12 protein-coding genes and 1 riboswitch are annotated in these 25193 nt (G+C 76.3%); of the genes, 4 read left to right on the top strand and 8 right to left on the bottom strand.

The genetic code is table 11. The annotated features are described in order from the left end of the window. Nucleotides 1–124: 124 nt before the first annotated feature. From ACFCY1_RS18100 to ACFCY1_RS18065, 8 genes are all read right to left on the bottom strand, one after another. The gene (locus ACFCY1_RS18100; protein WP_375875182.1) at nucleotides 125–868 is read right to left on the bottom strand and encodes a ferredoxin; all 744 of its coding nucleotides are present in this window, start codon (nucleotides 866–868) and stop codon (nucleotides 125–127) included. Next, nucleotides 865–1680 carry an ABC transporter ATP-binding protein gene (locus tag ACFCY1_RS18095; RefSeq protein WP_375875181.1) on the bottom strand — a complete coding sequence of 272 codons (816 nt, stop codon included), beginning with the start codon at nucleotides 1678–1680 and terminating at the stop codon, nucleotides 865–867. The genes ACFCY1_RS18100 and ACFCY1_RS18095 overlap by 4 nt, the downstream gene beginning before the upstream one ends. Further along, nucleotides 1677–2756, bottom strand: a complete 1080-nt coding sequence (locus ACFCY1_RS18090; protein WP_074003446.1) for an iron ABC transporter permease — start codon at nucleotides 2754–2756, stop codon at nucleotides 1677–1679. Before ACFCY1_RS18090 ends, ACFCY1_RS18095 begins: the two co-directional genes overlap by 4 nt. Beyond that, nucleotides 2753–3622: an ABC transporter substrate-binding protein gene (locus ACFCY1_RS18085; protein WP_375875180.1), complete on the bottom strand. Its 870-nt coding sequence runs from the start codon at nucleotides 3620–3622 to the stop codon at nucleotides 2753–2755. Before ACFCY1_RS18085 ends, ACFCY1_RS18090 begins: the two co-directional genes overlap by 4 nt. 229 nt (nucleotides 3623–3851) lie before the next feature. Continuing rightward, a riboswitch (cobalamin riboswitch) is annotated at nucleotides 3852–4058 on the bottom strand. 112 nt (nucleotides 4059–4170) lie between these two features. Next, nucleotides 4171–5040, bottom strand: coding sequence for a shikimate dehydrogenase family protein (locus tag ACFCY1_RS18080; RefSeq protein WP_375875179.1), 870 nt, complete (start codon nucleotides 5038–5040; stop codon nucleotides 4171–4173). Between the two features lies 1 nt (nucleotide 5041). Next, nucleotides 5042–6106 (bottom strand): 3-dehydroquinate synthase family protein, encoded by a 1065-nt coding sequence (locus tag ACFCY1_RS18075; protein WP_375875178.1) that lies wholly within the window; start codon nucleotides 6104–6106, stop codon nucleotides 5042–5044. A 74-nt stretch (nucleotides 6107–6180) separates the two neighbouring features. Beyond that, nucleotides 6181–7086, bottom strand: coding sequence for an ROK family protein (locus ACFCY1_RS18070; protein ID WP_375875177.1), 906 nt, complete (start codon nucleotides 7084–7086; stop codon nucleotides 6181–6183). A 161-nt stretch (nucleotides 7087–7247) separates the two neighbouring features. Next, complete coding sequence (locus ACFCY1_RS18065; protein WP_074003444.1) at nucleotides 7248–7688, bottom strand: type II 3-dehydroquinate dehydratase; 441 nt, start codon at nucleotides 7686–7688, stop codon at nucleotides 7248–7250. A gap of 162 nt (nucleotides 7689–7850) precedes the next feature. On the opposite strand from ACFCY1_RS18065, the gene ACFCY1_RS18060 reads away from it, so the two are divergent. The 4 genes from ACFCY1_RS18060 (at nucleotide 7851) to ACFCY1_RS18045 (ending at nucleotide 25177) form a co-directional block, all read left to right on the top strand. Continuing rightward, entirely contained in the window at nucleotides 7851–9017 is a 1167-nt protein-coding gene (locus ACFCY1_RS18060; protein WP_117486384.1) for a DegT/DnrJ/EryC1/StrS family aminotransferase, read from the top strand. 8 nt (nucleotides 9018–9025) lie between these two features. Further along, a complete protein-coding gene (locus tag ACFCY1_RS18055; protein ID WP_375875176.1) occupies nucleotides 9026–10132 on the top strand; it encodes a Gfo/Idh/MocA family protein in 1107 nt (368 codons plus the stop codon). A 171-nt stretch (nucleotides 10133–10303) separates the two neighbouring features. After that, nucleotides 10304–11020 carry an HAD-IA family hydrolase gene (locus ACFCY1_RS18050; protein ID WP_375875175.1) on the top strand — a complete coding sequence of 239 codons (717 nt, stop codon included), beginning with the start codon at nucleotides 10304–10306 and terminating at the stop codon, nucleotides 11018–11020. Between the two features lie 447 nt (nucleotides 11021–11467). Then, on the top strand, nucleotides 11468–25177 hold the full coding sequence (locus tag ACFCY1_RS18045) for an SDR family NAD(P)-dependent oxidoreductase (RefSeq protein ID WP_375875174.1): 13710 nt from the start codon (nucleotides 11468–11470) through the stop codon (nucleotides 25175–25177). Nucleotides 25178–25193 lie beyond the last annotated feature (16 nt).

Here is a 25193-nt window from a genome sequence, read left to right as displayed (position 1 = left end):
AGACAGGGTCCGTACCACGCGGTACGGACCGTCGCTCCCGTGGACGACGTCGGCCGAGCCCGGCAGGCCGGCGCGGGCACGTCGCCGTGGGCCGGGAACGGAGGTCCCGGGCCGGTGGCCGCGGTCAGTCGTCGTGGTGGTCCGGCTGCTGCTTCCGGTGGCGGGGGAGGCGGTGGGACTCGAGCGGTCGTCCGCCGGCGAGGTGCTCGGTGACGATGAGGGCGGCGGCGGCCGGGTCGACGTTGCCGTACCAGACGTCGTCCGGCTGCACGCTGACGACGGGGGCCTGGTTGCAGGGGAACTGGCAGCCCGTCTGGGTGACGAGCACGTCGTCGTCGCCGAGGCCCTGCTCGGTCAGTCCCTGGACCAGGGCGCGCAGCCCCTCCTCCACGCCCTTGGCCGCGCAGCGCGGGCCGCGGCACACCATGACCTGGTGCCGGTGGCCGGGCACGTCCTCCCAGGCCGCGGAGGTGAGGCCGGGCTCTGTGCCGGTGACGGCCTTCGTCGCCGCGGCCACCGTGGGGACCGCGGCCGGCGAGTCGGCGAGGCGGGTGGCGACGAGGAGTTCGGGACGGTGGCCCGCGCGCTCGCGCCACCAGTACGCGGCGATCCGCCGGAGCCAGGACTGGCCCGGGCCGGAAGCCGTGAGGCGGACGCCGACCAGGACCACGGTCTCGGTGCCCGCGTCGGCCAGCCTGGTCAGCTCGGCCGACAGGGACGGGTCCGCCAGCTGCAGGAACGCGATCGAGGCCCGGTGCGAGGCCGCCGCCCTGAGGAGTTCGTCACGACGGACGGCCTCCCCGGCCGACATGCCGACCAGGACCACGGCACTGCGGCGGGCGGGGGCATCCGGGGCGGGGGAGGTCATGGCGTCGTCCTTTCGTGGAGCAGTCCGTTCCACCGGATGTGCGGTCTGTCGTGCCGGGGGTGCCGTTCCACGGTGACGTCGACGCCGTAGACCTCCGCGATCGTGCGCGGGGTGAGCACCTCGGAGCCGGGCCCGTGGGCGACCAGCCGGCCGTCGAGCAGGACGGCGACCTCGTCGCAGTAGGCGGCGGCGAGTTCGAGGTCGTGCAGCGCGGCGACGGTGGTGATGCCCAGCCCGCGGACGGTTTCGAGGAAGCCGAGTTGGTGGCGCAGGTCGAGGTGGTTGGTGGGCTCGTCGAGCAGCAGCACGTCCGGCTCCTGCGCCAGCGCCCGCGCGAGCTGGACCCGCTGCCGCTCGCCGCCCGACAGCGTCGGCCAGGACCGGTCGAGCAGGTGGCCGACGTCGGCCGCGGCGACGGCGTCGGCGACCACGGACCGCTCGTGGGCGTCGGCGGCGGTGTCCGTCGGCACGGGCCAGCGGCCGCGGTGCGGCGTGCGTCCGAGCTCGATGACCTGACGGACCGGCAGCGACAGCCGGGTGTCCGCCTGCTGCTCCATGAAGGCCACCCGTCGTGCCCGCCGGCGGGCCGTGAGCGCGTGGAGGTCCTCGCCGTCCAGCAGGACCCGGCCCGCGCTCGGCCGGGTCAGTCCGGCGACCGCGCGCAGCAGGGTGGTCTTCCCGGCGCCGTTGGGCCCGAGCAGGCCCGTGATCCGGCCGGGGCGGAAGGCGATCGAGACCGCGTCCAGCAGGGTGGCTCCGCCGACGCGGACACCGAGTCCCTCCGCGCGCAGCCCGACAGGCGTCGTCGTCACTGCGCCCTCCCGTCGGCCCGCCCCTGGCGCCACAGCAGCCAGGCGAAGAACGGCGCTCCGAGCCCGGCCGTGACGACGCCGACGGGGATCTCCCGGTCGGGGAGGACCGAGCGCGCCACGACGTCGCTGCCCACCAGGAGGGACGCGCCGACCAGCGCCGACACGGGCAGCAGGAGGGCGTGGCGCGGGCCGCAGACGAGGCGGACCACGTGCGGGACGACCAGGCCGAGGAACCCGATGACGCCGGTGTTGGCGACCAGGCACGCGGTCACCAGCGCGGCGGTGGCGACGAGGACCCAGCGGGTGCGCTCGACGTGGACGCCGAGGGAGCGGGCGGCGGTCTCGCCGAAGGCGAAGGCGTCCAGGTCGCGGGCCGAGGAGGCCAGGACCGTGACACCCACCAGCGCGACCGCCAGCAGGAAGACGGCGGTGGGCCACCGCACGCCGGCGACCGAGCCCAGCGTCCACTCCATGACACCGCGCGCCGCGTCGCGGTCCCCGAGGACCATCACCACGAACGAGGTGTAGGCCCCGCACATCTGGCCGACCGCGATGCCGGCGAGCACGGTCCGGGCGGTGGGCAGCGACCGGGTTCGGGCGCCGGCCAGGGCCAGGACGACGGCGGCGGCGAGCAGGGCGCCGGCGAAGGCCGCCGTCGCCACCGCGCCGGTGCCCACGGCGCCGGTCACGCCGACGCCGAGGACGATCACGGTGACCGCGCCGGCGGCGGCTCCGTCCGAGATCCCGAGCAGGAAGGGATCGGCCAGGTCGTTCCCGGTCAGCGTCTGCAGCACCGCGCCGCAGACCGCGAGGCCGGCGCCGGTGGCGGCCGCTCCCAGCACCCGGGGCAGCCGCAGCTGCCAGACGATCTGGTCGTCCAGCAGCGTCACAGGCGGGTCGCCCAGCCCGAGACGGCGCGCCACGACCTCGATCACCGTTCCGACCGACTCGTGCTGCGAGCCCACGGCCAGGCCGAGGAGCAGGGTGCTCAGGAGCAGGGCCGCGGCGACGGCCAGGGCCGCCGTCGCGCGGCCCGGACCAGCGGGCCGCACGACGGGGTGGGGCGCGGTGGTCATGAAGCCGGGTGCAGTCGGCCCAGCCCGTCGGACACCCGGGCGGCACCGTCGGCGAGCAGCACGCCGGGGGTCGACTCGGAGAACGGCACCGTCACGAAGGCCTTGCGCTGCACGGCGGTGAGCTTGCTCAGGACCGGGTCGTTCTCCAGGTAGTCGATCTTGGACTGGGCGGTGTCCCAGTCGGCGTCCGCGACCACGATGGCGTCCGGGTCCGCCGCGACGACCTTCTCCCAGCTCACGTTCTGCCAGCTGCCGGGCAGGTCCCCGAAGACGTTGCGGGCGCCCACGGCGTCGAGCACGAGTTGGGGGCCGCCCTGGCCGGTGCCGACGTACGGCGTCTTGGTGTCCGAGTCGAACCACAGGACCTTCAGGCCCTTGCCCGCGGCCGTCGCCGTGAACTGCGCCAGCTGCTGCTCCTGCTGCCGCTGGATCGCGGCGGCCCGCTCCGGGACGCCGAAGACCTTGGCGACGTCGTTCAGCTCGCCCCACGCCGCCTGCCAGGTCGTCGGCGGCACCTGGTTCTTGTCCGAGCAGCCGAACGGGGACAGGTACGACGGGACGCCCTGGCCGCGCAGCTCCTCCCGGGTGCCCGCGACCTTGTCGGTGAACGCGCTGGAGTAGGAGGCGTACAGGAAGTCGGGACGGGCCGCGAGGAGGTTCTCCTTCGTCGGGTACTTCTTGGAGAGCACCGGGACGGAGTCGTAGGCGGCCTTCCACTTCTCCGGGACGGAGTCGTCGAGGTAGGCGGTACCGGCCATGCGGGACTCCAGCCCGAGGGCCAGGGCCACCTCGGTGGCACCCTGGTTGAGCGTCACCAGCCGCTCGGGCGGCGCGCCGACCGTCACGGTGGTCCCGCAGTTGTCCACGCTGACCGGCGCGGCGCTTCCGGTCGCCCCGCCGGACGCGACGGGCGCGGGGGCGCCCGCGCAGCCTCCGACCACACCGACGAACAGCAGGGCCGTGACGGCCCGGCCGACGCGTGTCGGACCTGTGGGACGTACGGGACGTATGGAGCGCGCGGAGCGCATGGAACGTATGGATCGGACCGGATGCGGGTACGGCTGACCGCTGGGCACGTGTTCTCCAAAACCCTCGTGGAACATGTCGCGCCGTGGCCGGTCTCCTGGCTTCCGCATCAACACGCCGCGACCGACCTTCCCGAGCGGCTCTCCCAGCCCGCCCAGTGGCCCTGACCGCTGGCGAAAGCCGGTCAGCGAGGGCCGCGGAACTCCGCGGCAACAGTGGCGAGGGCCGCACCGGACTCAGACCGGTTTCCCGAACACCACGGCGATGGCACGGTATCAGGCGTGGTCAGGTCGGTGGCGACCGGCCGGTGGGATGATCGTTTGGATCCTTTGCGGGGATGGGGGGAGGGAGCGGCCACGGGGTCGGCCGGCTCCGGAGGCACGGGGGATCACCCCGGAAGGCGAAAGAAGGAGCGGTAGAGCGGCAGTTGCTCGGCGAGCATGTGGATGCCGGGGTGGGTGGCGAGGCCGAGGGCGGCGGCGGTGCGCAGCAGCGGGGTCTCGGCGGGCGTCATGATGATGTCGGCGACCAGCGCGCCGGGCGCCAGTGGGGCCGGGTCGAAGGGGAGCGGGTCGGCCGGGTCCAGGCCCAGCGGGGTGGCGTTGACCGCGAGGTCGACGCCGGCGGGCGGGCGCGGGGCGGCGGCCACGCGGCCGGGCCAGCGGGTGCCGAGCCGCTCCAGCAGGGCGTCCACCCGGCCCCCGTCGGGATCGGTGACGGTGAGTGCGGCGGCCCCTTCGGCGAGCAGGGCGGCGGCGATGGCGAGCCCCGCGCCTCCGGCGCCGGCCAGTGCCACCCGCAGCCCGGCCGGGTGGTGCCCGGCGGCGGCCAGGCCCCGGACGAACCCGGCGCCGTCGAAGTTGTCGCCGTACCAGCGGCCGTCCGGCTCGCGGCGCAGCGCGTTGGTGCTGCCCAACAGGGCGGCGGCGTCGCTGAGTTCGTCGGCGTGCCCGCACATCGCCAGCTTGTGCGGGACGGTGACCAGCAGCCCGTCCAGGTTGGCGACGGCCTTCAGCCCGCGGACGACCTCGTCCAGCCGGTCCGCCGGGGCGTGCACGGGGACGAGCACGGCGTCCACGCCGCTCGCCGCGAACAGCGGGTTGAGCAGGGCGGGCGCCTTGGCCTGTGCGACCGGGTCGCCGAGCACCGCGAACAGCCGGGTGCGGCCGGAGATCGGCGGGCGGGCGGCCGGCGCGTCGGGTGTCGGCGCGTCGGGGGTCGGCAGGTCGGGGGTCGGCAGGTCGGGGTGAAGGGACATCTCAGGCCTCCCCTGCGGCGGCGCGCGGCATGGCGTCCAGCGTGCGGGCGACCAGCGGCTCGGGGACGTCGCTGACGAGTTCGGCGCCGCGCGGGCCGTCCAGGACGAAGGAGAGCCCGTCGACGGCCTTCTTGTCCAGCCGCATGAGGGCGATCAGCGCCCCGGTGCCGACCTCCGGCGGCAGTGCGGTCGGCAGCCCGTAGTGGGCGACCACCTCGTGGTGCTCGGCGACCCGCTCGGGGCCGATCCGGCCGAGCGCCCCCGCCAGCCAGCCGGCGAAGACCGTGCCGACGCCGACCGCCTCGCCGTGGCGCAGCCGGAAGTCGGTGGCGCGTTCCAGCGCGTGGCCCAGGGTGTGGCCGTAGTTGAGGATGTGCCGCAGCCCGGTGTCGCGCTCGTCGGCGGCCACCACGGCGGCCTTGCGGGCGACGCTCGCGGCGATCTGCTCGGGCAGGGGCAGGTGGCGGAGGTCCCCGGCGCCGATGAAGTGGCAGCGGGCGATCTCCCCGTAGCCGTTGACGCGTTCGCGCGGCGGGAGGGTGTCGAGGTAGTCGGTGTCGCAGAGCACGGCGGACGGCTGCCAGTACGCGCCCACCAGGTTCTTGCCCTCCGGGAGGTTCACCGCCGTCTTGCCGCCGACGCTCGCGTCGACCTGGGCCAGCAGCGAGGTGGGCAGGTGCACCACGGGCACGCCCCGGTGGTACAGCGCGGCGGCGAGCCCGACCGCGTCGGTGGTGGTGCCGCCGCCGCAGGAGACCACGGCGTCCGCCCGGCCCAGGCCGAACGCGGTGAAGCGGCTGCACAGTTCGGCCACCCAGGCGAGGGACTTGCCCTCCTCGCCGTCCTTCGCCTCCACCACCAGGGTGTCGAGGCCGGTGTCGGGCAGCCACTCGGCGGGCCGGGCGCTGACCACCGCGACCCGGCGGGCGCCGATCCCCGCGAGCACCCCGGCCAGCCGGTGGCGGGCGCCGGGGCCGATCAGCACCGGGTAGCCGCGCTCACCCAGCTCCACGTCGATGCGCCGCAGCCCGCCGTCCGTGCGGACGAGGGTTTCTGTCGTGGTCAACTCGGCTCCCAGGGCTGGTCGGTGAGATGGTGTGCGGTGCGGTGTCGCTCGATGGGGGTGTGGCCGGGTGCGCTTCAGGCAGCGGGCTGCAGCCGCGCCAGCGCGAGGGCGCCGTGCAGCGAGGACAGCCCGCCGAGCACGGCCGTCCGGATCGCGGGGGCCGGGCCGCCGGGGCGGGCCAGCGCGGCGGCGTGCGCCTCCACCCGCGCCGTGAAGCCGGGCAGCCCGTCGGCGAACCCGCCGCCCAGCACGGTCAGTTCGGGGTGGAACAGCTCGCCGAGCGACACGGCCGCGGCCGCCAGCGCGGCGCAGGTCTCCTCGACGGCCTCCACCGCCCACGGCGCGCCCTCGGCCAGCCCGGACCGCAGCTCCGGGTACTCGACCGGCGCGCCGCGCAGCAGTTCCGCGCGCCGCAGGGTCGCGGGACCGGAGGCGGTGGCCTGCAGGCAGCCGCGCCGCCCGCAGTCGCAGACCGGGCCCCGGCGGTCGACGATCAGGTGGCCCGCCTCGCAGGAGCCGCGCCCCTGGCCCGGCAGCGGCGCGCCCCCGTGCACGACACCGCCGCCGACGCCCGTCCCGACACCCAGGTAGACCACGTGCCCGGACCCGGCGTGCACCGCCTCGGCGAGCGCGGCGAGGTCACCGTCGTCCGCCCAGGCCAGGGCGGCGGCGGGGAAGAGCCGCCGCAGCGCCGGGACGAGGTCGAAGCCGCGCCAGTCGGGGCGGCCGGGCCAGGCGAGCACCCGGCCGTCCGGGCCGAGGGTCGCGGGCACGGCCACCCCGACCGCCGCGAAGTCGCCCTCCCAGCGCTCGCGCAGGTCGGCGACCGTGCCGGCCAGCGCCGTCCAGTCGGCGTAGGCGCCGGCCACCCGGGCACCGGGCCAGCGCAGCACGGCCTCCTCGGTGCGGACCGGCCCGCCGGGCGGGCCGTCCTCGGCGCGCAGCGCCACCTTGGTGCCGCCGATGTCGATGCCGAGCACGCCCCGGGCGGCCGTCGGGGCCTGAGCCGTCGGGGCCTGCGGCGTTGGGCCCTGAGCCGCGGGGCCCTGAGCCGTCGGAGCCTGAACCGCGGGACCCGGCGCCGCCGCGGCCCGCGTCGTCGTCGTGGTGCCCCCTGCCGGGGCGCCCGTCGCGAAGCCCATCAGGACGCCGGGACCTTCGCCAGCAGCGCCTGCGCGGCGAGCCGGTAGCCGAGCGCGCCGAGCCCGACGATCACGCCCGAGGCGATCGGCGCCAGTACCGACTCGTGCCGGAAGGACTCGCGCGCCCAGACGTTGGACAGGTGCACCTCGACGAACGGCCGCGGGTAGGCGGCGAGCGCGTCGCGCAGGCCCCAGCCGGCGATCATCAGCGCGCCCGGGTTGACGATCGCCCCGACGGAGCCGTCCCAGGCGTCCTGCACCGCCTCGATCAGCTGGCCCTCGGACTCGCGCTGGACGGAGACCACCTTCCAGCCCCGGCCGGCCACCTCGGCGGCGACCGCGGCCTCGATGTCGGCCAGGGTGTCGGTGCCGTAGACCTCCGGCTCGCGGCGGCCGAGAATCCCGAGATTGGGGCCGTTCAGCAATAGCAGTTCGCTCATATTCCGGTTATAGCAGCGAATTCCCCGGACGAACCCGGAGCGGGTTGCCGAACTGCAGGACAAGGGCTTTGTAGGGGGGTGCGTAGGGGAGATGACGGGCCGGATTTCCTGGGTTAGCGTCCCGTTCCACGGTCCCCCCGACAGGAAAGGCTGCGCGGAATCATGAGTGCCCAAGGACGTCCGGCCCCGGAGTTCCCGGTCTGGCCCCAGTACGACGATGCCGAGCGCGAAGGACTGCTCAGGGCCCTGGAGCAGGGCCAGTGGTGGCGGATGGGCGGCAAGGAGGTCGACACCTTCGAGCAGGAGTTCGCCGACTACCACGGCGCCGCCAAGGCGCTCGCCGTCACCAACGGCACCCACGCGCTGGAGATCGCCCTCCAGCTGCTCGGTGTCGGCCCGGGCACCGAGGTCATCGTGCCCGCGTTCACGTTCATCTCCTCCTCCCAGGCCGCCCAGCGGCTCGGCGCCACCGCGGTGCCGGTCGACATCGACCTCGACACCTACAACCTGAGCCCCGAGGCGGCCGCCGCCGCGATCACGCCGCGGACCCGGGCGATCATGCCCGTCCACATCGCCGGCCAGATCGCCGACCTGGACGCCCTCGACAAGCTCGCCGCCGACTCGGGCGTCTCGATCGTGCAGGACGCCGCGCACGCCCACGGCGCCCGCTGGCGCGGCCGCCGGGTCGGCGAGCTGGGCTCGATCGCCGCGTTCAGCTTCCAGAACGGCAAGCTGATGACGGCCGGCGAGGGCGGCGCCGTCACCTTCCCGGAGACCGCCCAGTACGACGAGGCGTTCCTGCGGCACAGCTGCGGCCGCCCGCCGACGGACCGGAAGTACTACCACCAGACCTCCGGCTCCAACTTCCGGCTCAACGAGTTCTCCGCGAGCGTGCTGCGCGCCCAGCTCGCCCGCCTGGACGGCCAGATCAGCGTCCGCGAGGAGCGCGCCAAGCTGCTCAAGAGCCTGCTGACGGAGATCCCCGGCGTGGTGCCGCAGGGCCACGACGAGCGGGCCGACCGCGTGCCGCACTACATGGCGATGTTCCGGGTGCCCGGCCTTGGCGAGGACCGGCGCAACGCCCTGGTCGACGACCTGATCGCGCGCGGCCTGCCCGCCTTCGTGGTCTTCCGCGCCATCTACCGCTCGGACGGCTTCTGGGAGTCGGCCGCGCCCGACACCACCGTCGACGCGCTGGCCAAGGCCTGCCCCAACAGCGAGGCGCTCACCGCCGACGGCATCTGGCTGCACCACCGCACCCTCCTCGCGAGCGAGCGGGCGATAGAGGACACCGCGCAGATCATCGCCGACGCCCTGGCCGCGGTGTGAACGCGCGGGTGAGCACCGCCGGACGGGGGCCGGACGCCCCGGTGCGGGTGGCCGTCGTCGGCCTCGGCTGGGCGGGCCGCACCATCTGGCTGCCCCGGCTGACGGCCCACCGGGCCTACCGGGTCACCGCCGTCGTCGAGCCCGGCCCCGGCGGCGCGGAGCACGTGCCGGCCGGCGCCGCGCTCCTCGCCGACGCCGACCTGCTCGGCCCCGACGTCGACCTCGCGGTCGTCGCGGTGCCCAACCACCTGCACACCCCCGTGGCCGAACGCCTGCTCGCCCGCGGCATCCCGGTGTTCCTGGAGAAGCCGGTCTGCCTCAGCTCCGCCGAGGCGGACCGGCTGGCCGCCGCCGAACGCGCCGGCGGGACCGTCCTGCTGGCGGGCAGCGCCGCCCGCTACCGGCCGGACGTCGCCGCCCTCACCGAACTGGCGGCGGACCTCGGCCCGATCCGGCACGTCGACCTCGCCTGGGTCCGCGCCAGCGGTGTCCCCGACGCCGGGGGGTGGTTCACCAGCCGGCGGCTCTCCGGCGGCGGTGCCCTGGTCGACCTCGGCTGGCACCTGCTGGACACGGCCCAGGCCGTGCTCGGCGGCGACGTCCGGTTCCCGTCGGTGCTCGGCTCGCTCTCCGCCGACTTCGTCAACGACGGCAGGCGCGGCGCCGGCTGGCGCGGCACCGAGGGGCCGGACGGCGCGGGCGACGTCGAGGACACCGCCCGCGGCTTCCTGCTCACCGACACCGGCGTCTCGGTGGCGGTGCGGGCGAGCTGGGCCTCCCACGAGTCCGTCGACACCACCCGGATCACCGTGGAGGGCGCCACCGGTTCCGCGACCCTGGAGTGCACCTTCGGCTTCAGCCCGAACCGCCGGGTCCCGCGCCTCACCCGGACCCGCGACGGCGTCACCACCGACGTCCCGCTGCCCGGGGAGAACGTCGGCACCGAGTACGTGCGTCAGCTCGACGAGCTGCCCGCCGTGCTCGCCGACCCGGCCTCGCGCGGCGCGGCCGTGAAGCGCGCCCACCACACCATCTCGGTCATCGAGCGGCTCTACGCGGCGGCCCGCGCCCCGCGGCCGCGGCTCGCCGACGAGGCCGCGGCGCTCGCCGTCTGACCGTCGTCGGGGTCCGACTGCCGTCCCCGCCGTTCCCGCCGTTCCCCGCCGAGCCGCGGCTCCACCCGAGCAGCCCCGTGCCCCGGCCCCGGAGGCCGTGCCCATCCCGTCGGCCCCGGGGCGCCAGGCCCGGTCACCCGTCCGGGCAGCCCCTCGTCCCATGGAGATCCCATGCCGATCGACCAGCTCGCAGCCACCGCACCGACCACCGGGCCCGACGGCCACGCGCTCGCCGCCTTCCCCCCGCTGCGCGCGGTGGTCTTCGACCTCGACGGCGTCATCGTCGACAGCTTCGACGTGATGCGCCGGGCGTTCCTCACCGCCTACGAGGAGGTGGTCGGCGACGGCAACCCGCCGTTCGAGGAGTACTGCCGCCACCTCGGCCGCTACTTCCCGGACATCATGCGGATCATGGGGCTGCCGCTCGCCCTGGAGGAGCCCTTCGTCCGGGAGAGCTACCGGCTCGCCCCCCAGGTCACCGTGCACGCCGGGGTGCGGGAGCTGCTCGTCGACCTCAACCGGCGCGGCATCCGGCTGGCCGTGGCCACCGGCAAGAGCGGCCCCCGGGCCCGCTCGCTGCTCGACCAGCTCGGCCTGCTGCACCACTTCGACCACGTGCTCGGCTCCGACGAGGTCCCCCGGGCCAAGCCCGCGCCCGACATCGTGCTGCGCGCCCTGGAACTGCTCGACGTGCCGGCCGAACGGACCGTCATGGTCGGCGACGCCGTCACCGACCTGGCGAGCGCCCGGGGCGCCGGGGTCGGCGCGATCGCCGTGCTGTGGGGCGAGAGCGACGAGGCGGCGCTGCTCGCCGAACGGCCCGACGCGGTGCTGCGCCGGCCCGACGACCTGCTCGCCCTGCTGCCCGAACCCGTCCCGGCCCACTGACCGGCCGCGAGCCCGCCCCACCCGGCCGCCCCACCGGCCGGGCCGCCCTCCCCGCCCCGCCCCGCCGCGCCCACGCCCGGCGGGGCGGCGCCGTTCCCACCTACCGCTCAGCCGCGGCCGTGCCCGTCGCCCCTGCCCCGTCCACCGTGATTAGGGCCCGTATAGGGGGTCGGATAGGGGCGGCCCGGAGCCCCCGCCGCACGAGACTGTGACCGGCGGGAATTCGCGTACGGCCGCCCCGGAAAGGCCGCCCGGCAATTGCGCCGGCCCCGTACCGCGACATTCCGGCCAGGAAATGCAAGCCCCATTCCGCCGCCGCCCACCCCCGGTGCCGGGCGGAAATCGAATGCCCCGCCCGAGGCCCGAACCGGGCCGACCGGAATAGACCCCGAACCAACCCCGAACCAACCCTGAACCGACCCTGAACCGACCCAAGGAAGTGACGGCATGTTGCGCACCGAGCTGATCCGGCCGCTGCCCGAACTGCTGGCCGAGCACGCCCGCGACAGCTCGGACAAGACCGCGTTCCGCGACGCCGTCCGCGGCGTGACCTACGGCGAGCTCCACGCCCGCACCGGCCGGATCGCCGGCCACCTCGCCGACCTGCGCCTCCAGCCCGGCGACCGGGCCGCGATCCTGCTCGGCAACAGCGTCGAGGTGGTGGAGGCCTACTTCGGCATCCTGCGCGCCGGCGCCATCGGCGTCCCGCTCAACCCCCACGCCACCGAGGCCGAACTCACCCACCTGCTGGACGACAGCGGCGCCCGCGTCGTCATCACCGACGCCGCCCGCGCCGCCGGCCTGGACGCCCTCGCCCGCGGCCGGGCCGACCTGCGGGTGATCGTCACCGGCGAGGGCCCCGTCCCGGCCGGCACCCTCTCCTTCGAGACCCTGGCCGGCACCGACCCCGCCACCCCGGCGCGCGACGACCTCGGCCTCGACGACCCCGCCTGGATGCTCTACACCTCCGGCACCACCGGCCGGCCCAAGGGCGTGCTGTCCACCCAGCGCAACTGCCTCTGGTCGGTCGCCGCCTGCTACGTGCCGGTGCCCGGCCTGAGCGCCGAGGACCGGGTGGTCTGGCCGCTGCCGCTGTTCCACAGCCTCTCCCACATCGCCTGCGTGCTGAGCGTCACCGCGGTCGGCGCCACCGCCCGCATCCTCGACGGCTTCGCCGCGCGGGACGTCCTGGAGGCCGTCCGCGAGGAGTCCGCGACCTTCCTGGCCGGCGTGCCCACCATGTACCAGCAGCTGGTGCGCGCCGCCCGGGAGGACGGCTTCACCGCGCCGGCCCTGCGGATGTGCCTGGTCGGCGGCGCCATGACCACCGCCGCGCTGCGGCGCTCCTTCGAGGAGGCGTTCGGCGCGCCGCTCATCGACGCTTACGGCTCCACCGAGACCTGCGGCTCGATCACCGTCAACTGGCCCACCGGCGCCCGCGTCGAGGGCTCCTGCGGCCTGCCCGTCCCCGGCCTGGGCGTGCGCCTGGTCGACGTCGAGACCGGCCTGGACGCCGCCGACGGCGAGGAGGGCGAGGTCTGGGTGCGCGGCCCGAGCGTGATGCTCGGCTACCACAACCAGCCCGAGGCCACCGAGCAGGCGCTGCGCGGCGGTTGGTACCACACCGGCGACCTCGCCCGGCGGGACGGCTCCGGCTACTTCACCATCACCGGCCGGATCAAGGAACTCATCATCCGCGGCGGCGAGAACATCCACCCGGCCGAGGTCGAGGAGGTGCTGCGCGGCGTGCCCGGCGTCGCGGACGTCGCCGTCGTCGGCAAGCCCCACGAGGTGCTCGGCGAGGTGCCGGTGGCCTTCCTGGTGCCCGGCCCCGGCGGCCTCGACCCGGAGGCCCTGCTGGCCGCCTGCCGGGAACGGCTCTCCTACTTCAAGGTCCCCGAGGAGCTGTACGAGACGGAGCGCATCCCGCGCACCGCCTCCGGCAAGATCACCCGGCACGTGCTGCTCGACGCGCCCGCCCGGCTGCGGGCCGCCGGCGGCAGCCACTACGAGCACCTGTTCCGCGTCGACTGGCTGCCGCTCTCCTCCGTCCCCGGCGCCCGCTCCGCCGCCGGCACCTGGGCGGTGCTCGGCGCGGACGCCTTCGGCCTCGCCGACGCCCTCGGCGCCGCCGCCCACCCCGACCCGGCCGCGCTGGCCGCGGCCGGCCCGCTGCCCGACGTCGCCGTGCTCGGTGTCGGCGCCGGCCTGCGCACCCCCGGGCCGCTCGCCGCCGACGTCGAGGAGGCCGTGCGCGCCCTCGACGGGCAGCTCACCGCCTGGCTCGCCGAGGAACGGCTCGCCGACACCGCGCTGGTCGTCGTCACCCGGGGCGCCGCCGGCCCCGGCGGCGCCACCGACCTCGTCCAGGCCGCGCTGCGCGGCGTGGTCCGCGCCGCCCGGGTGGCGAACCCCGGCCGGTTCCTGCTGGTCGACCTCGACGCGGAGGAGAACGCCGCCGACGCCCTGGCCACCGCCGTCGCCTCCGGCGAACCCGAACTCGTCGTCCGCTCCGGCGTGGCGCTGCGCCCGCGCGCCGCCCGGGTGTCCGCCGCGCTCGCCCACGGCGAGCCCGGCGCCCGCTTCGACCCGTGCCGCACCGTCCTGGTCACCGGCGCCGACGGGCCGGCCGCCGCCGCCGTCGCCCACCACCTGGTGGCCGGACGCGGCGTGCGCCGGATCCTGCTCACCAGCCCCCACGGCCCCGCCGACCGGGCCGCCGCCGAACTCGCCGGGCGGCTCACCGCCGCCGGCGCCGAGACCACCCTCAGCGCCCTCGACCTCGCCGACCGCGACGCCCTCGCCGACTGGCTGGCCGGCCCGGGCACGCGCTTCAACGCCGTCGTCCACACCCCCGGCGCGGCCTTCCCCGGCCTCGGCGCCGCCCTCGCCGCCGCCGTCAACCTGCACGAACTGACCGCCGGCACCGAGCTGTCCGCCTTCGTCGTGCACACCCCCACCGTCGGACCGCTCGGCACCCCCGGCGCCCCCGGGGAGGCCGCCGCCGCGGCGTTCCTCGACGCCCTCGCCCACCACCGCAGCCGCCACGGCCTGCCCGGCCTCGCCCTCATCACCGGCCCCGCCGACGGGGACGGACGCCCCGTGCCGCCCGGCCTCGGCCGGCTCACCGCTCAGGAGAGCGCCGCCGCCTTCGACGCCGCCCACCTGGCCGACCACACCTCCCTGCTGCTGCTCCGGCTCGACCCCGAAGGGCTGGACGCCCTCGCCCCGCAGGACGTCCCGGCCCTGCTGCGCGACCTCATCGACACCCCGGCCGGCCCGAGCGCCCCGGACACCGCGACCGCCGCCGCGCTGCGCCGCCGCCTGGCCGGCCGCCCGGCCGCCGACCGGCAGCGCGAGCTGCTCGACCTCGTCCTCGCGGAGACCGCCGGGCTGGCCGGCGACGGCCCCGACCCGATCCGCCCCGACGGCCCGTTCAAGGACCTCGGCTTCACCTCCGCCACCGCCGTCGAACTGCGCGGCCGCCTCACCGCCGCCACCGGCCTGCGGCTGCCCGCCACCCTCGCCTTCGACCACCCCAACCCGACCGCCGTCGCGGCCTTCCTGGTGAACGCGCTGACCGGCCGTCCGGCCACCGCCGCCCGGCCCGCGCCCGTACCGCGCACCGTGCCGCCCGCCGAGGACCCCGTCGTCATCGTCGGCGCCGCCTGCCGGCTGCCCGGCGGCGTCGCCTCCCCGGCCGACCTGTGGCGGCTGGTCACCGAGGGCACCGACGCGATCACCCCCTTCCCCGCCGACCGCGGCTGGGACCTCGACGCCCTCTACGACCCGGACCCGGCCGTCCCCGGCACCTCCTACGCCCGCCACGGTGGATTCCTGCACGACGCGGGCGAGTTCGACGCCGCCTTCTTCGGGATCTCCCCGCGCGAGGCGCTCGCGACGGACCCGCAGCAGCGGCTGCTGCTGGAGACCTCCTGGGAACTGCTGGAGCGCGCGGGCATCGACCCGACCTCGCTCAAGGGGCAGCCGGTCGGCGTCTACGCGGGCCTGATGTACCACGACTACGCCACCGACCTCGCCGAGGTCCCGGACGGCCTGGAGGGCTACCTGGGCACCGGCAACGCCGGCTCGGTCGCCTCCGGCCGCATCTCCTACACCCTCGGCCTCGAAGGCCCGTCGGTGACGGTGGACACCGCCTGCTCCTCCTCCCTGGTGGCCCTGCACCTGGCCGCGCAGGCGCTGCGCGACGGCGAGTGCACGCTCGCCCTGGCCGGTGGCGCCGCGATCATGGCCCGGCCCACCTCCTTCGTCGAGTTCTCCCGCCAGCGCGCGCTCTCCGCCGACGGCCGGGCCCGCGCCTACGCGGACGGCGCCGACGGCACCGCCTGGGCCGAGGGCGTGGGCCTGGTGCTGCTGGAGCGGCTGTCGGACGCCCGGCGGCTGGGGCACGAGGTGCTGGCGGTCGTCCGGGGTTCGGCCGTCAACCAGGACGGCGCGTCCAACGGTCTGACCGCCCCGAACGGTCCCTCGCAGGAGCGGGTGATCCTCGCCGCCCTCGCCAACGCCGGGCTGACACCCGCGGACGTCGACGCCGTCGAGGGGCACGGGACGGGGACCTCGCTGGGCGACCCGATCGAGGCGCAGGCGGTGCTGGCCACGTACGGGCAGGGCCGTCCGGCCGAACAGCCGCTCTGGCTGGGGTCGTTGAAGTCCAACATCGGCCACGCCCAGGCCGCCGCCGGTGTCGCCGGCGTGATCAAGATGGTGGAGGCGCTGCGGCACGGCGTGCTGCCGAAGAGCCTGCACATCGACGCGCCCAGCACCAAGGTGGACTGGGAGTCCGGCGCGGTCGCCCTGCTCACCGAGGAACGGGCCTGGCCCGAGGTCGACCGGCCGCGCCGGGCCGCCGTCTCCTCCTTCGGCGTCAGCGGCACCAACGCCCACGTCGTCCTGGAGCAGGCCCCCGCCCAGGAGCCGGCGCACCGGGCGGTGCCCGCCGGACTCGACGGCGAACCCGACGCCGGCTCCGGCACCCCGGTGCCCTGGCTGCTCTCCGCCCGTTCCCCCGAGGCCCTGCGCGAACAGGCCGAACGGATCGCCGGGTTCACCGAGGCCAGGCCCCTCGCCGAGGCGCCGGCCGTCGCCCGCGCGCTCGCCGGCTCCCGGGCCGCGCTGGAACGGCGGGCCGTCGTGGTCGCCGCCGACCGGGCGCGGGCGCTGAGCGGGCTGCGGGCCCTGGCCGAGGGGGAGGCCACGGCCGGGCTGGTGTCCGGTCGGGCGGAGGTGAGTGGTCGGTCGGTGTTCGTCTTTCCGGGTCAGGGTTCCCAGTGGGCCGGGATGGGCCGTCGGCTGCTCGCCGAGTCCGCGGTGTTCGCGCGGGCTCTGGAGGAGGCCGCGGAGGCGCTGGAGCCCCATGTCGACTGGTCGTTGCTGGATGTGGTGAACCAGGTGCCGGGTGCCGCTTCGTTGGAGCGGGTGGATGTGGTGCAGCCGGTGTCGTTCGCGGTGAACGTCGGTTTGGCGCGGCTGTGGTCCTCGCTGGGTGTGGTGCCGGACGCGGTGGTCGGCCACTCGCAGGGGGAGATCGCGGCGGCGCACGTCGCGGGCATCCTCTCGCTGGACGACGCCGCCGCTGTGGTGGCGCTGCGGTCGCAGGCCATCGCGCGGGGCCTGGCCGGACGCGGCGGCATGGTGTCGATCGGGCTGCCGCTCGCCGAGGTGGCCGACCGGCTCCCCGCCGGGGTCGAGGTCGCCGCCGTCAACGGCCCCTCCTCGGTCGTCGTCGCCGGTGACCCGGCCGGCCTCGACACCGTGGTGGCCGCCTTCGAGGAGCGCGGCGCCCGGGTGCGCCGGATCCCCGTCGACTACGCCTCCCACACCGCCCACGTCGAGTCCATCGAGGCCGAACTCGCCGAGCTGCTGGGTTCGGTGAAGCCGCAGCCGGCCGTCGTCCCGTTCCTGTCGACGGTCGAGGGCCGCTGGCTGGAGGGTCCGGAGCTGGACGCGGGGTACTGGTACCGCAACCTGCGGCAGACCGTCCGCTTCGCCGACGCCGTCGAGACCCTGGCCGGTGACGGCTTCCGGGCGTTCGTCGAGGTCAGCGCCCACCCCGTGCTCGCGCACGCCGTCGTCGAGGCCCTGGAGGAGGCCGTCCAGGCGCCGACCGTCGTCACCGGGACCCTGCGGCGCGAGGACGGCGGCTGGGACCGCGTCCTGCTCGCCGCCGCCGAACTCCACGTCCGCGGCCTGCCCGTGGACTGGTCCACGGCCTTCCCGGACGCCGCCCTCCTCCCCGCCTCCGAGCTGCCCACCTACCCCTTCCAGCACCAGCGCTACTGGCTCCGGCCGGGCCACTCCGCCGGCGACCTCGCCGCCGTCGGCCTGGACAAGGCCGGCCACCCGCTGCTGGAGACCGAACTGCTGCTCGGCACCGAGGAAGGCGCCGTCTTCACCGGCCGGATCACCGAACGCACCCTGCCCTGGCTGGCCGACCACCGGGTCGGCGGCGCGACGCTGCTGCCCGGCACCGCGCTGCTCGACGCCCTCGCCCACGTCGGCCACCGGCTCGGCACGCCCACGGTCGAGGAACTGACCGTCTCCGCCCCGCTCGTCGTCCCGGACGGCGGCGGCCTCGACCTCCAGGTCCACGTCGGCGAGGCCGAGGACGGCCGCCGCGCCGTCCGGCTGCTCACCCGCACCGGCCCCGGCCTGCCGTGGCACGCCAACGCCACCGGAACGCTCGCCCCCGAGGGCCCGGAGCCCGCCACCGCCGACGACCTGACGGTCTGGCCGCCCGCCGGAGCCCGCCCGCTCGACACCGACGGCCTCTACGACCGGCTCACCGTCGCCTACGGCCCCGCGTTCCACGCCGTCGAGGCCGCCTGGCTCGCCGACGGCCGCCTCTACGCCCAGCTCCGCCTCCCCGACACCACCACCGACGCCGCCGCCTACGGCCTGCACCCCGCCCTGCTGGACGCCGCCCTCCACCCGCTCGGCGAGGCCGGCCTCCTCCCCGGCGCCGACGTGCCCAGGCTCGCCTTCTCCTGGGCCGGCGTGCGCCTGCACGCCACCGGCGCCGAGGCGCTGCGCGTGGTCGTCACCCCCGTCGGCCCCGACACCCTCACCATCCGGGCCGCCGACGACACCGGCGCCCCCGTCGTGGACGTCGAGGCCCTCACCGTGCGGCCGGTGGACCCGCGCGGCCTCACCGCCGGTCCGGCGGACGACGCGGCCCTGTTCGAGGTCGACTGGGTCCCCGCACCCGAGGCCGCCGACGCGCCCGCCGACTGGACCTTTTACGGCGACCTGCCCGAGGACGGCGCTCTGCCGCCCCTCGTGGTCCTGCCCGCCGGTGTGGGCGCGCCCTCCGACACCGTGCCCGAGCGCGCCCACGCCGTCGGCCACGACGTCCTGCGGGCGCTCCAGGCCTGGCTGGCCGACGACCGGACGGCCGACTCCCGGCTCGTCGTCGTCACCCGGCGCGGCGAACTCGTCCAGGAACCCGTCCGGGGCCTGGTGCGCACCGCCCAGTCGGAGAACCCCGGCCGCTTCGTCCTCGTCGAGGCCGACGACCCGGCCGACGCCGCCCGGGCGGTGGCCGCCGCACCGGACGACGAACCGCAGCTGGCGCTGCGCGACGGGCGACGGCTGGTCGCCCGCCTGCGCCGCCCGGCCGCCCGGCCCGCCCCCGCGCAGGACGCGCCGTCCCCGCTGGCCGGCGGCACCGTCCTGGTCACCGGCGCCAACGGCGGCCTGGGCCGCCTGGTGGCCCGTCACCTCGCGGCGGTCCACCGCGTCGCGGAACTCGTGCTCCTCTCCCGCTCCGCCGTACCCGCCGACCTGCTCGAAGAACTCGCCGCGCACGGCACCCTGGTCCGCGCCGAGGCCGTCGACACCGCCGACCGCACCGCGCTGGCCGCCGTCGTCGACACCCTCGCCGACCGGCTGACCGGCGTCGTCCACGTCGCCGGGATCGTCGACGACGGCGTCATCGAAGCGCTGGACGCCGCCAAGTGGCACAGCGTGCTGCGCCCGAAGGTCGACGCCGCCTGGCACCTGCACGAGCTCACCGCCGGCCTCGACCTGGCCGCCTTCGCGCTCTACTCCTCCGCCTCCGGCGTCCTCGGCGGCTCCGGCCAGGGCAACTACGCGGCCGGCAACGCCTTCCTCGACGGCCTGGCCGCCCACCGGCGCTCGCTCGGACTGCCCGCCGTGTCGCTCGCCTGGGGCCTGTGGGCCGAGGCCGCCGGCATGGGCGGCCGCCTGAGCGACACCGACCTCGCCCGGATGGCCCGGGTCGGCACCCGCCCCCTCTCCGCCGACCAGGGCCTCGCCCTCCTGGACGCCGCGCTCACCGGCGAGCCCGCGGCCGTGGTGCCGATCAGGCTCGACGTCACCGGCGTCCGCACCGAGGACCTCCCGCCGCTGCTGCGCGACCTGGCACCCGCCGCCCGCGCACCCCGCGCTCTGCGCCGGGCCGCCGCCCGCACCGCCGCGGACGGCGCCGGCACCCTCGCCCGGCGGCTCGCCGGACTCTCCGCCGCCGACCGCGACGAACTGCTGACCGCCCTCGTCCGCGACACCGCCGCCGCCGTCCTCGGCCACGGCTCGGCCGCGGCACTGGACGTCGACAAGGCGTTCAAGGAACTCGGCATCGACTCGCTCACCGCCGTCGAACTCCGCAACGCCCTCGGCACCGCCACCGGCCTGCGCCTGCCCGCCACCCTGGTGTTCAACTACCCGACGCCCAAGGCCCTCGCCGCCCACCTCGCGACCGAACTCGTCGGCGAGGAACCGGCCCCCGCCGCCCCCGCCGCCCCCGTGGCACAGGCCGCCGGGACCGAGGACGACCCGATCGCGATCGTCGCCGTCGGCTGCCGCTTCCCCGGCGGCCTCGACTCCGGCGAGGACCTCTGGCGCTTCGTCGCCGCCGGCGGCGACGCCGTCACCGGCCTGCCCGCCGACCGGGGCTGGGACCTCGACGGCAGCTACGACCCCGACCCCGACGCCCCCGGCCGCACCTACGTGCGCGGCGGCGGATTCCTGCCCGGCATCGCCGACTTCGACGCCGCCTTCTTCGGCATCAACCCGCGCGAGGCCCTGGCGATGGACCCGCAGCAGCGCCTGCTGCTCGAAGTCGCCTGGGAGACCCTGGAGCGCGCCGGACTCGACCCCACCGCCCTGCGCGCCACCCCGACCGGCGTCTTCATCGGCACCCACGGCCAGGACTACGGCACCCAGGGCACCGGCGGCGCCGCCGACGAGGGCTACCTGGTCACCGGCAACGCGGGCAGCGTGCTCTCCGGCCGCCTCTCCTACGCCCTCGGCCTCGAAGGGCCCGCGATCACCGTCGACACCGCCTGCTCCTCCTCGCTGGTCGCCCTGCACCTCGCCGCCCAGGCGCTCCGCGCCGGGGAGTGCACGCTGGCCCTGGCCGGCGGCGCCTCGGTGATGTCCACGCTCGAAGGCCTGGTCGGCTTCTCCCGGCAGCGCGGCCTCGCCGCCGACGGCCGGAGCAAGGCCTTCGCCGACGCCGCCGACGGGTTCGGGATGTCCGAGGGCGTGGGCCTGCTGTTGCTCGAACGGCTCTCCGACGCCCGGCGGTTGGGGCACGAGGTGCTGGCCGTGGTCCGGGGTTCGGCCGTCAACCAGGACGGTGCGTCCAACGGTCTGACCGCCCCGAACGGTCCCTCGCAGGAGCGGGTCATCCGGGCCGCGCTCGCCAACGCCCGCCTGACGGCCGCCGACGTCGACGCCGTCGAGGCGCACGGCACCGGCACCCCGCTCGGCGACCCGATCGAGGCACACGCCCTGCTCGCCACCTACGGCAAGGACCGTCCGGCCGAACAGCCGCTCTGGCTCGGGTCGGTGAAGTCCAACATCGGCCACACCCAGGCCGCCGCCGGTGCGGCGGGCGTGATCAAGATGGTCGAGGCGCTGCGCCACGGCGTGCTGCCGCAGACCCTCCACATCGACGCGCCCTCCTCGCACATCGACTGGTCCTCGGGCGGCATCGCCCTGCTCACCGAGCAGCGGGCCTGGCCGGAGGCCGACCGCCCGCGCCGGGCCGGCGTCTCGGCGTTCGGTGTGAGCGGGACGAACGCGCACGTGATCCTGGAGCAGGCGGAGCCGGCCGGCGGCGCCGAGCCCATCGACGGAGCCGCAACGCCCGCCGACGCAGGGGAGAACGTGGTCCCCTGGGTGGTCTCGGCCGCCTCGGAGGCGGCGCTGCGTCAGCAGGCCGCGCGGCTGGTGGCCTTCGCGGAGGGGCAGCCGGCGCCGGACCTCGCCGCCACCGCCCGGGCGCTCGTCACCGCGCGCACCCGGTTCACCGAGCGTGCCGTGGCCGTCGGCGCCGACCGGGCCGCGCTCGTCGCCGCCCTGCGGGCCCTGGCCGAGGGGGAGGCCGCGGCCGGGCTGGTGTCCGGCCGGGCGGAGGTGAGCGGTCGGTCGGTGTTCGTCTTCCCGGGTCAGGGTTCCCAGTGGGCCGGGATGGGGCGTCGGCTGCTGGCCGAGTCCGTGGTCTTCGCGGAGGCTCTCGGTGAGGTCGACAGGGCCTTGAAGCCCTATGTCGACTGGTCGTTGCTGGATGTGGTGAACCAGGTGCCGGGTGCCGCCTCGTTGGAGCGGGTGGACGTGGTGCAGCCGGTGTCGTTCGCGGTGAACGTCGGCCTGGCGCGCCTGTGGGCGTCGCTGGGCGTCATCCCTGACGCGGTGGTCGGCCACTCCCAGGGCGAGATCGCGGCGGCGCACGTCGCGGGCATCCTCTCGCTGGAGGACGCGGCGGCGGTGGTGGCGCTGCGGTCGCAGGCCATCGCGCGGGGCCTGGCCGGACGCGGCGGGATGGTCTCGGTCGGGCTGCCGCTCGCCGAGGTGGCCGACCGGCTCCCCGCCGGGGTCGAGGTCGCGGCGGTGAACGGCCCGTCCTCGGTGGTGGTGGCCGGTGACCCGGCGGGTCTGGACACGCTCGTCGTCGCGTACGAGGAGCAGGGCGTGCGCGTGCGGCGGATCGCCGTCGACTACGCCTCGCACACCTCGCACGTGGAGTCGATCGAGGCTGAACTCGCCGAGCTGCTCGGCTCCGTGAAGCCCCAGACCGCTACGATCCCCTTCCTCTCCACCGTCGAGGGCCGCTGGCTGGAGGGCCCGGAGCTGGATGCCGGGTACTGGTACCGCAACCTGCGGCAGACCGTCCGCTTCGCCGACGCCGTCGAGACCCTGGCGGGTGACGGTTTCCGGGCGTTCGTCGAGGTCAGCGCACACCCCGTGCTCGCCCACGGCATCGTCGAGGCCCTGGAGGAGGCCGTTCAGGCGCCGACCGTCGTCACCGGGACCCTGCGCCGTGAGGACGGCGGCTGGGACCGCGTCCTGCTCGCCGCCGCCGAACTCCACGTGCACGGCCTGTCCGTGGACTGGTCCACGGCCCACGCCGGAGCCGGCACCGTCCGTCCCTCCGAACTGCCCACCTACGCCTTCCAGCACCAGCGCTTCTGGCTGGAGCCCGTGGCCGCCACGGGTGACGTGACCGCGTTCGGGGTCGCCGCCGCCGAGCACCCGCTGCTCGGCACCCTGGTCGAACTGCCGGACGGGGGAGAGGTGTTCACCGGGCGGCTGTCGATCCGATCGCACCCGTGGCTGGCCGGCCACGCCGTCTCCGGGACGGTCCTGCTGCCCGGCGCGGCCTTCCTCGAACTCGCCCTGCGGGCGGGGGAGCGGACCGGTCTCGGCCGACTCGACGAGCTGGTCGTCGAGGCGCCCGGGATCCTGCCCGAGCGCGGTGGCCTCCAGGTCCGTGTCACGGTCGACCCGGCCACCGCCGACGACGACCGCCGGGCCGTCCACGTGCACTCGCGGCCCGAGGACGCGGAGGGCGGCGTGTGGACCCGGCACGCCACCGGCTTCCTGGCGGCCGAGACCGCACCGGAGTTCGGCTACGAGGCGTGGCCGCCGGCCGGCGCGGAGCCGGTCGCCCTGGACGGCTTCTACGAGCGGCTGGCCGAGGCGGGTTACGAGTACGGCGACGCGTTCCGGGGCCTGCGGGCCGCCTGGCGGTCGGGCGAGGAGGTGTTCGCCGAGGTCGCGCTGCCGGAGGAACTGACGGACTCCGCCGGGCGGTTCGGACTGCACCCGGCCCTGCTGGACGCGGCCCTGCAGTCCGCCAACCTGGGCGCGGCGCCGGTGGCCGGACCGGGGGAGGTACTGCTGCCGTTCGCCTGGAACGACGTGGCCCTGTACGCGTCCGGGGCCACCGCGCTGCGGGTGCACTCCCGCCGGGAGGGCCCGGACAGCGTCTCCTTCGCACTGACCGACCCGGTCGGCCGGCCCGTCGGTGCCGTCGGGGCGCTGGTCCTGCGGCCGGTGGCGCCCGAGCGGCTGTCCGCCGCCCGGGACACCGCCGCCGAGCACCTGTACCGCGTCGACTGGGCGCCCGCCGACCTGCCGCGGGCGGCGGACCGCCCGTCCGGGGACGATGTGCTCGACCTGACCCGCGTCCCCGAGGGGCTGTCGGTGCCGCGGGCGGCCCGGGCACTCGTCGGCGCCGCGCTCGGCGGGATCCAGGAGCACCTGGCCGGTGACTCCGCCGGCCCGCTCGCGGTCCTGACCGCGCACGGCGCCGGGGACCCGGCGGCGGCCGCCGTCCGGGGCCTGGTCCGCACCGCGCAGCTCGAACACCCGGGCCGGATCGTCCTGGTGGACACCGACGGCTCGGCGGTGCCCGCCTCACTGGTGGCCGACGCGCTCGCGTCCGGTGAACCCCATGTCGCGTGGCGCGACGGGACCGCGGTGGTGCCGCGCCTGGCGCGTGCCTCCGTCCAGGACTCGGCTGACGGGCAGGGGGTTCTGGATCCGGCGGGGACGGTGCTGGTGACCGGTGGCACGGGGACGCTGGGCGGGTTGGTGGCCCGGCATCTGGTGGAGTCGCACGGGGTGCGGCGGCTGCTGTTGGTGAGTCGCCGCGGCGTGGCGGCGCCGGGTGCGGCGGAGTTGGTGGCCGGACTCGAGGCGCTCGGTGCCGAGGTGGAGGTGGTGGCCGCCGATGTGTCGGACCGTTCGGTGGTCGACGACCTGGTCCGTCGGGTCCCGGCGGAGCGCCCGCTGACGGCGGTGGTGCACACCGCCGGCGCGCTGGCCGACGGCGTCTTCGAGACGCGGTCGGCGGAGGAGCTGGGGGAGGTGTTCGCCCCGAAGGCGGACGCGGCCTGGCACCTGCACGAGGCGACCGAGGGCCTGGGTCTCGCGGCCTTCGTCCTCTTCTCCTCCGGCGCGGGCGTGTTCGGCAGTGCCGGGCAGAGCCTGTACGGGTCGGCGAACGGTTTCCTGGACGGTCTGGCCGGGTGGCGCCGTGAGCGGGGCCTGCCGGCGGTCTCACTGGCCTGGGGCCTGTGGGCTCAGGCCAGTGGGCTGACCGGCCACCTGGACGAGGCCGATCGGGCCCGGCTGGCCCGGGGCGGCCTGGCGGCCATGGCGACGGAGGAGGCGCTGGCGCTGTTCGATGCCGCGCTGCGTTCTTCGGAGGCGCTGCTGGTCCCGACCCGGTTGGACCGCGAAGCGCTGCGCGGGCAGGCGGCGGGCGGCGAACTGAACCCGCTGCTGCGCGGCCTGGTCCGCACCCCCCGCCGCACCGCCGCCACCGCCGGAGCACCGGCCGGCGACGGCCGTGAGGTCCTGTTCCGCAGGCTCTCCGCGGTGGGCGAGGCCGAACAGCTCCGGCTGCTCCTGGACCTGGTCCGGGCCAGCGCGGCCAAGGTGCTCGGCCAGAGCATCGACGAGACGGTGAAGCCCGCTCAGGCGTTCAAGGACGTCGGCTTCGACTCGCTGACCTCGCTGCGGATCCGTACCAGCCTCACCGAGGCCACCGGTGTCCGGCTCCCGGCGACCCTGGTCTTCGACCACCCGACCCCGGCCGCCGTCGCCGAGCACCTGCGGGACCGGCTGGGCCTGGCGGGCTCGGTGGCCGTGCCGCCCGTCCTGCTCGAACTCGACCGGCTGGAGCAGGCGTTGGCGGCCACGGCCGGGACGGCCGGCGCGTCCGGGGCGCCCGACGGACTGCGCGCCCAGGTGGCCGCCCGGCTGGAGGCCCTCACCGCCCGCTGGGCGGAGTCGGGCGAGGAGCCCGAGGCCGAGGGCGTCGACCTGGGCGCCGCCTCGGACGACGAGCTCTTCGACCTGATCGACAACGAACTCGGCCTTTCCTGATGACGGATACGAGGAA

Source organism: Kitasatospora sp. NPDC056273 (genome assembly GCF_042268845.1).
Classification (GTDB): domain Bacteria; phylum Actinomycetota; class Actinomycetes; order Streptomycetales; family Streptomycetaceae; genus Kitasatospora.
This window is presented reverse-complemented; position numbering and strand designations above follow the sequence as displayed.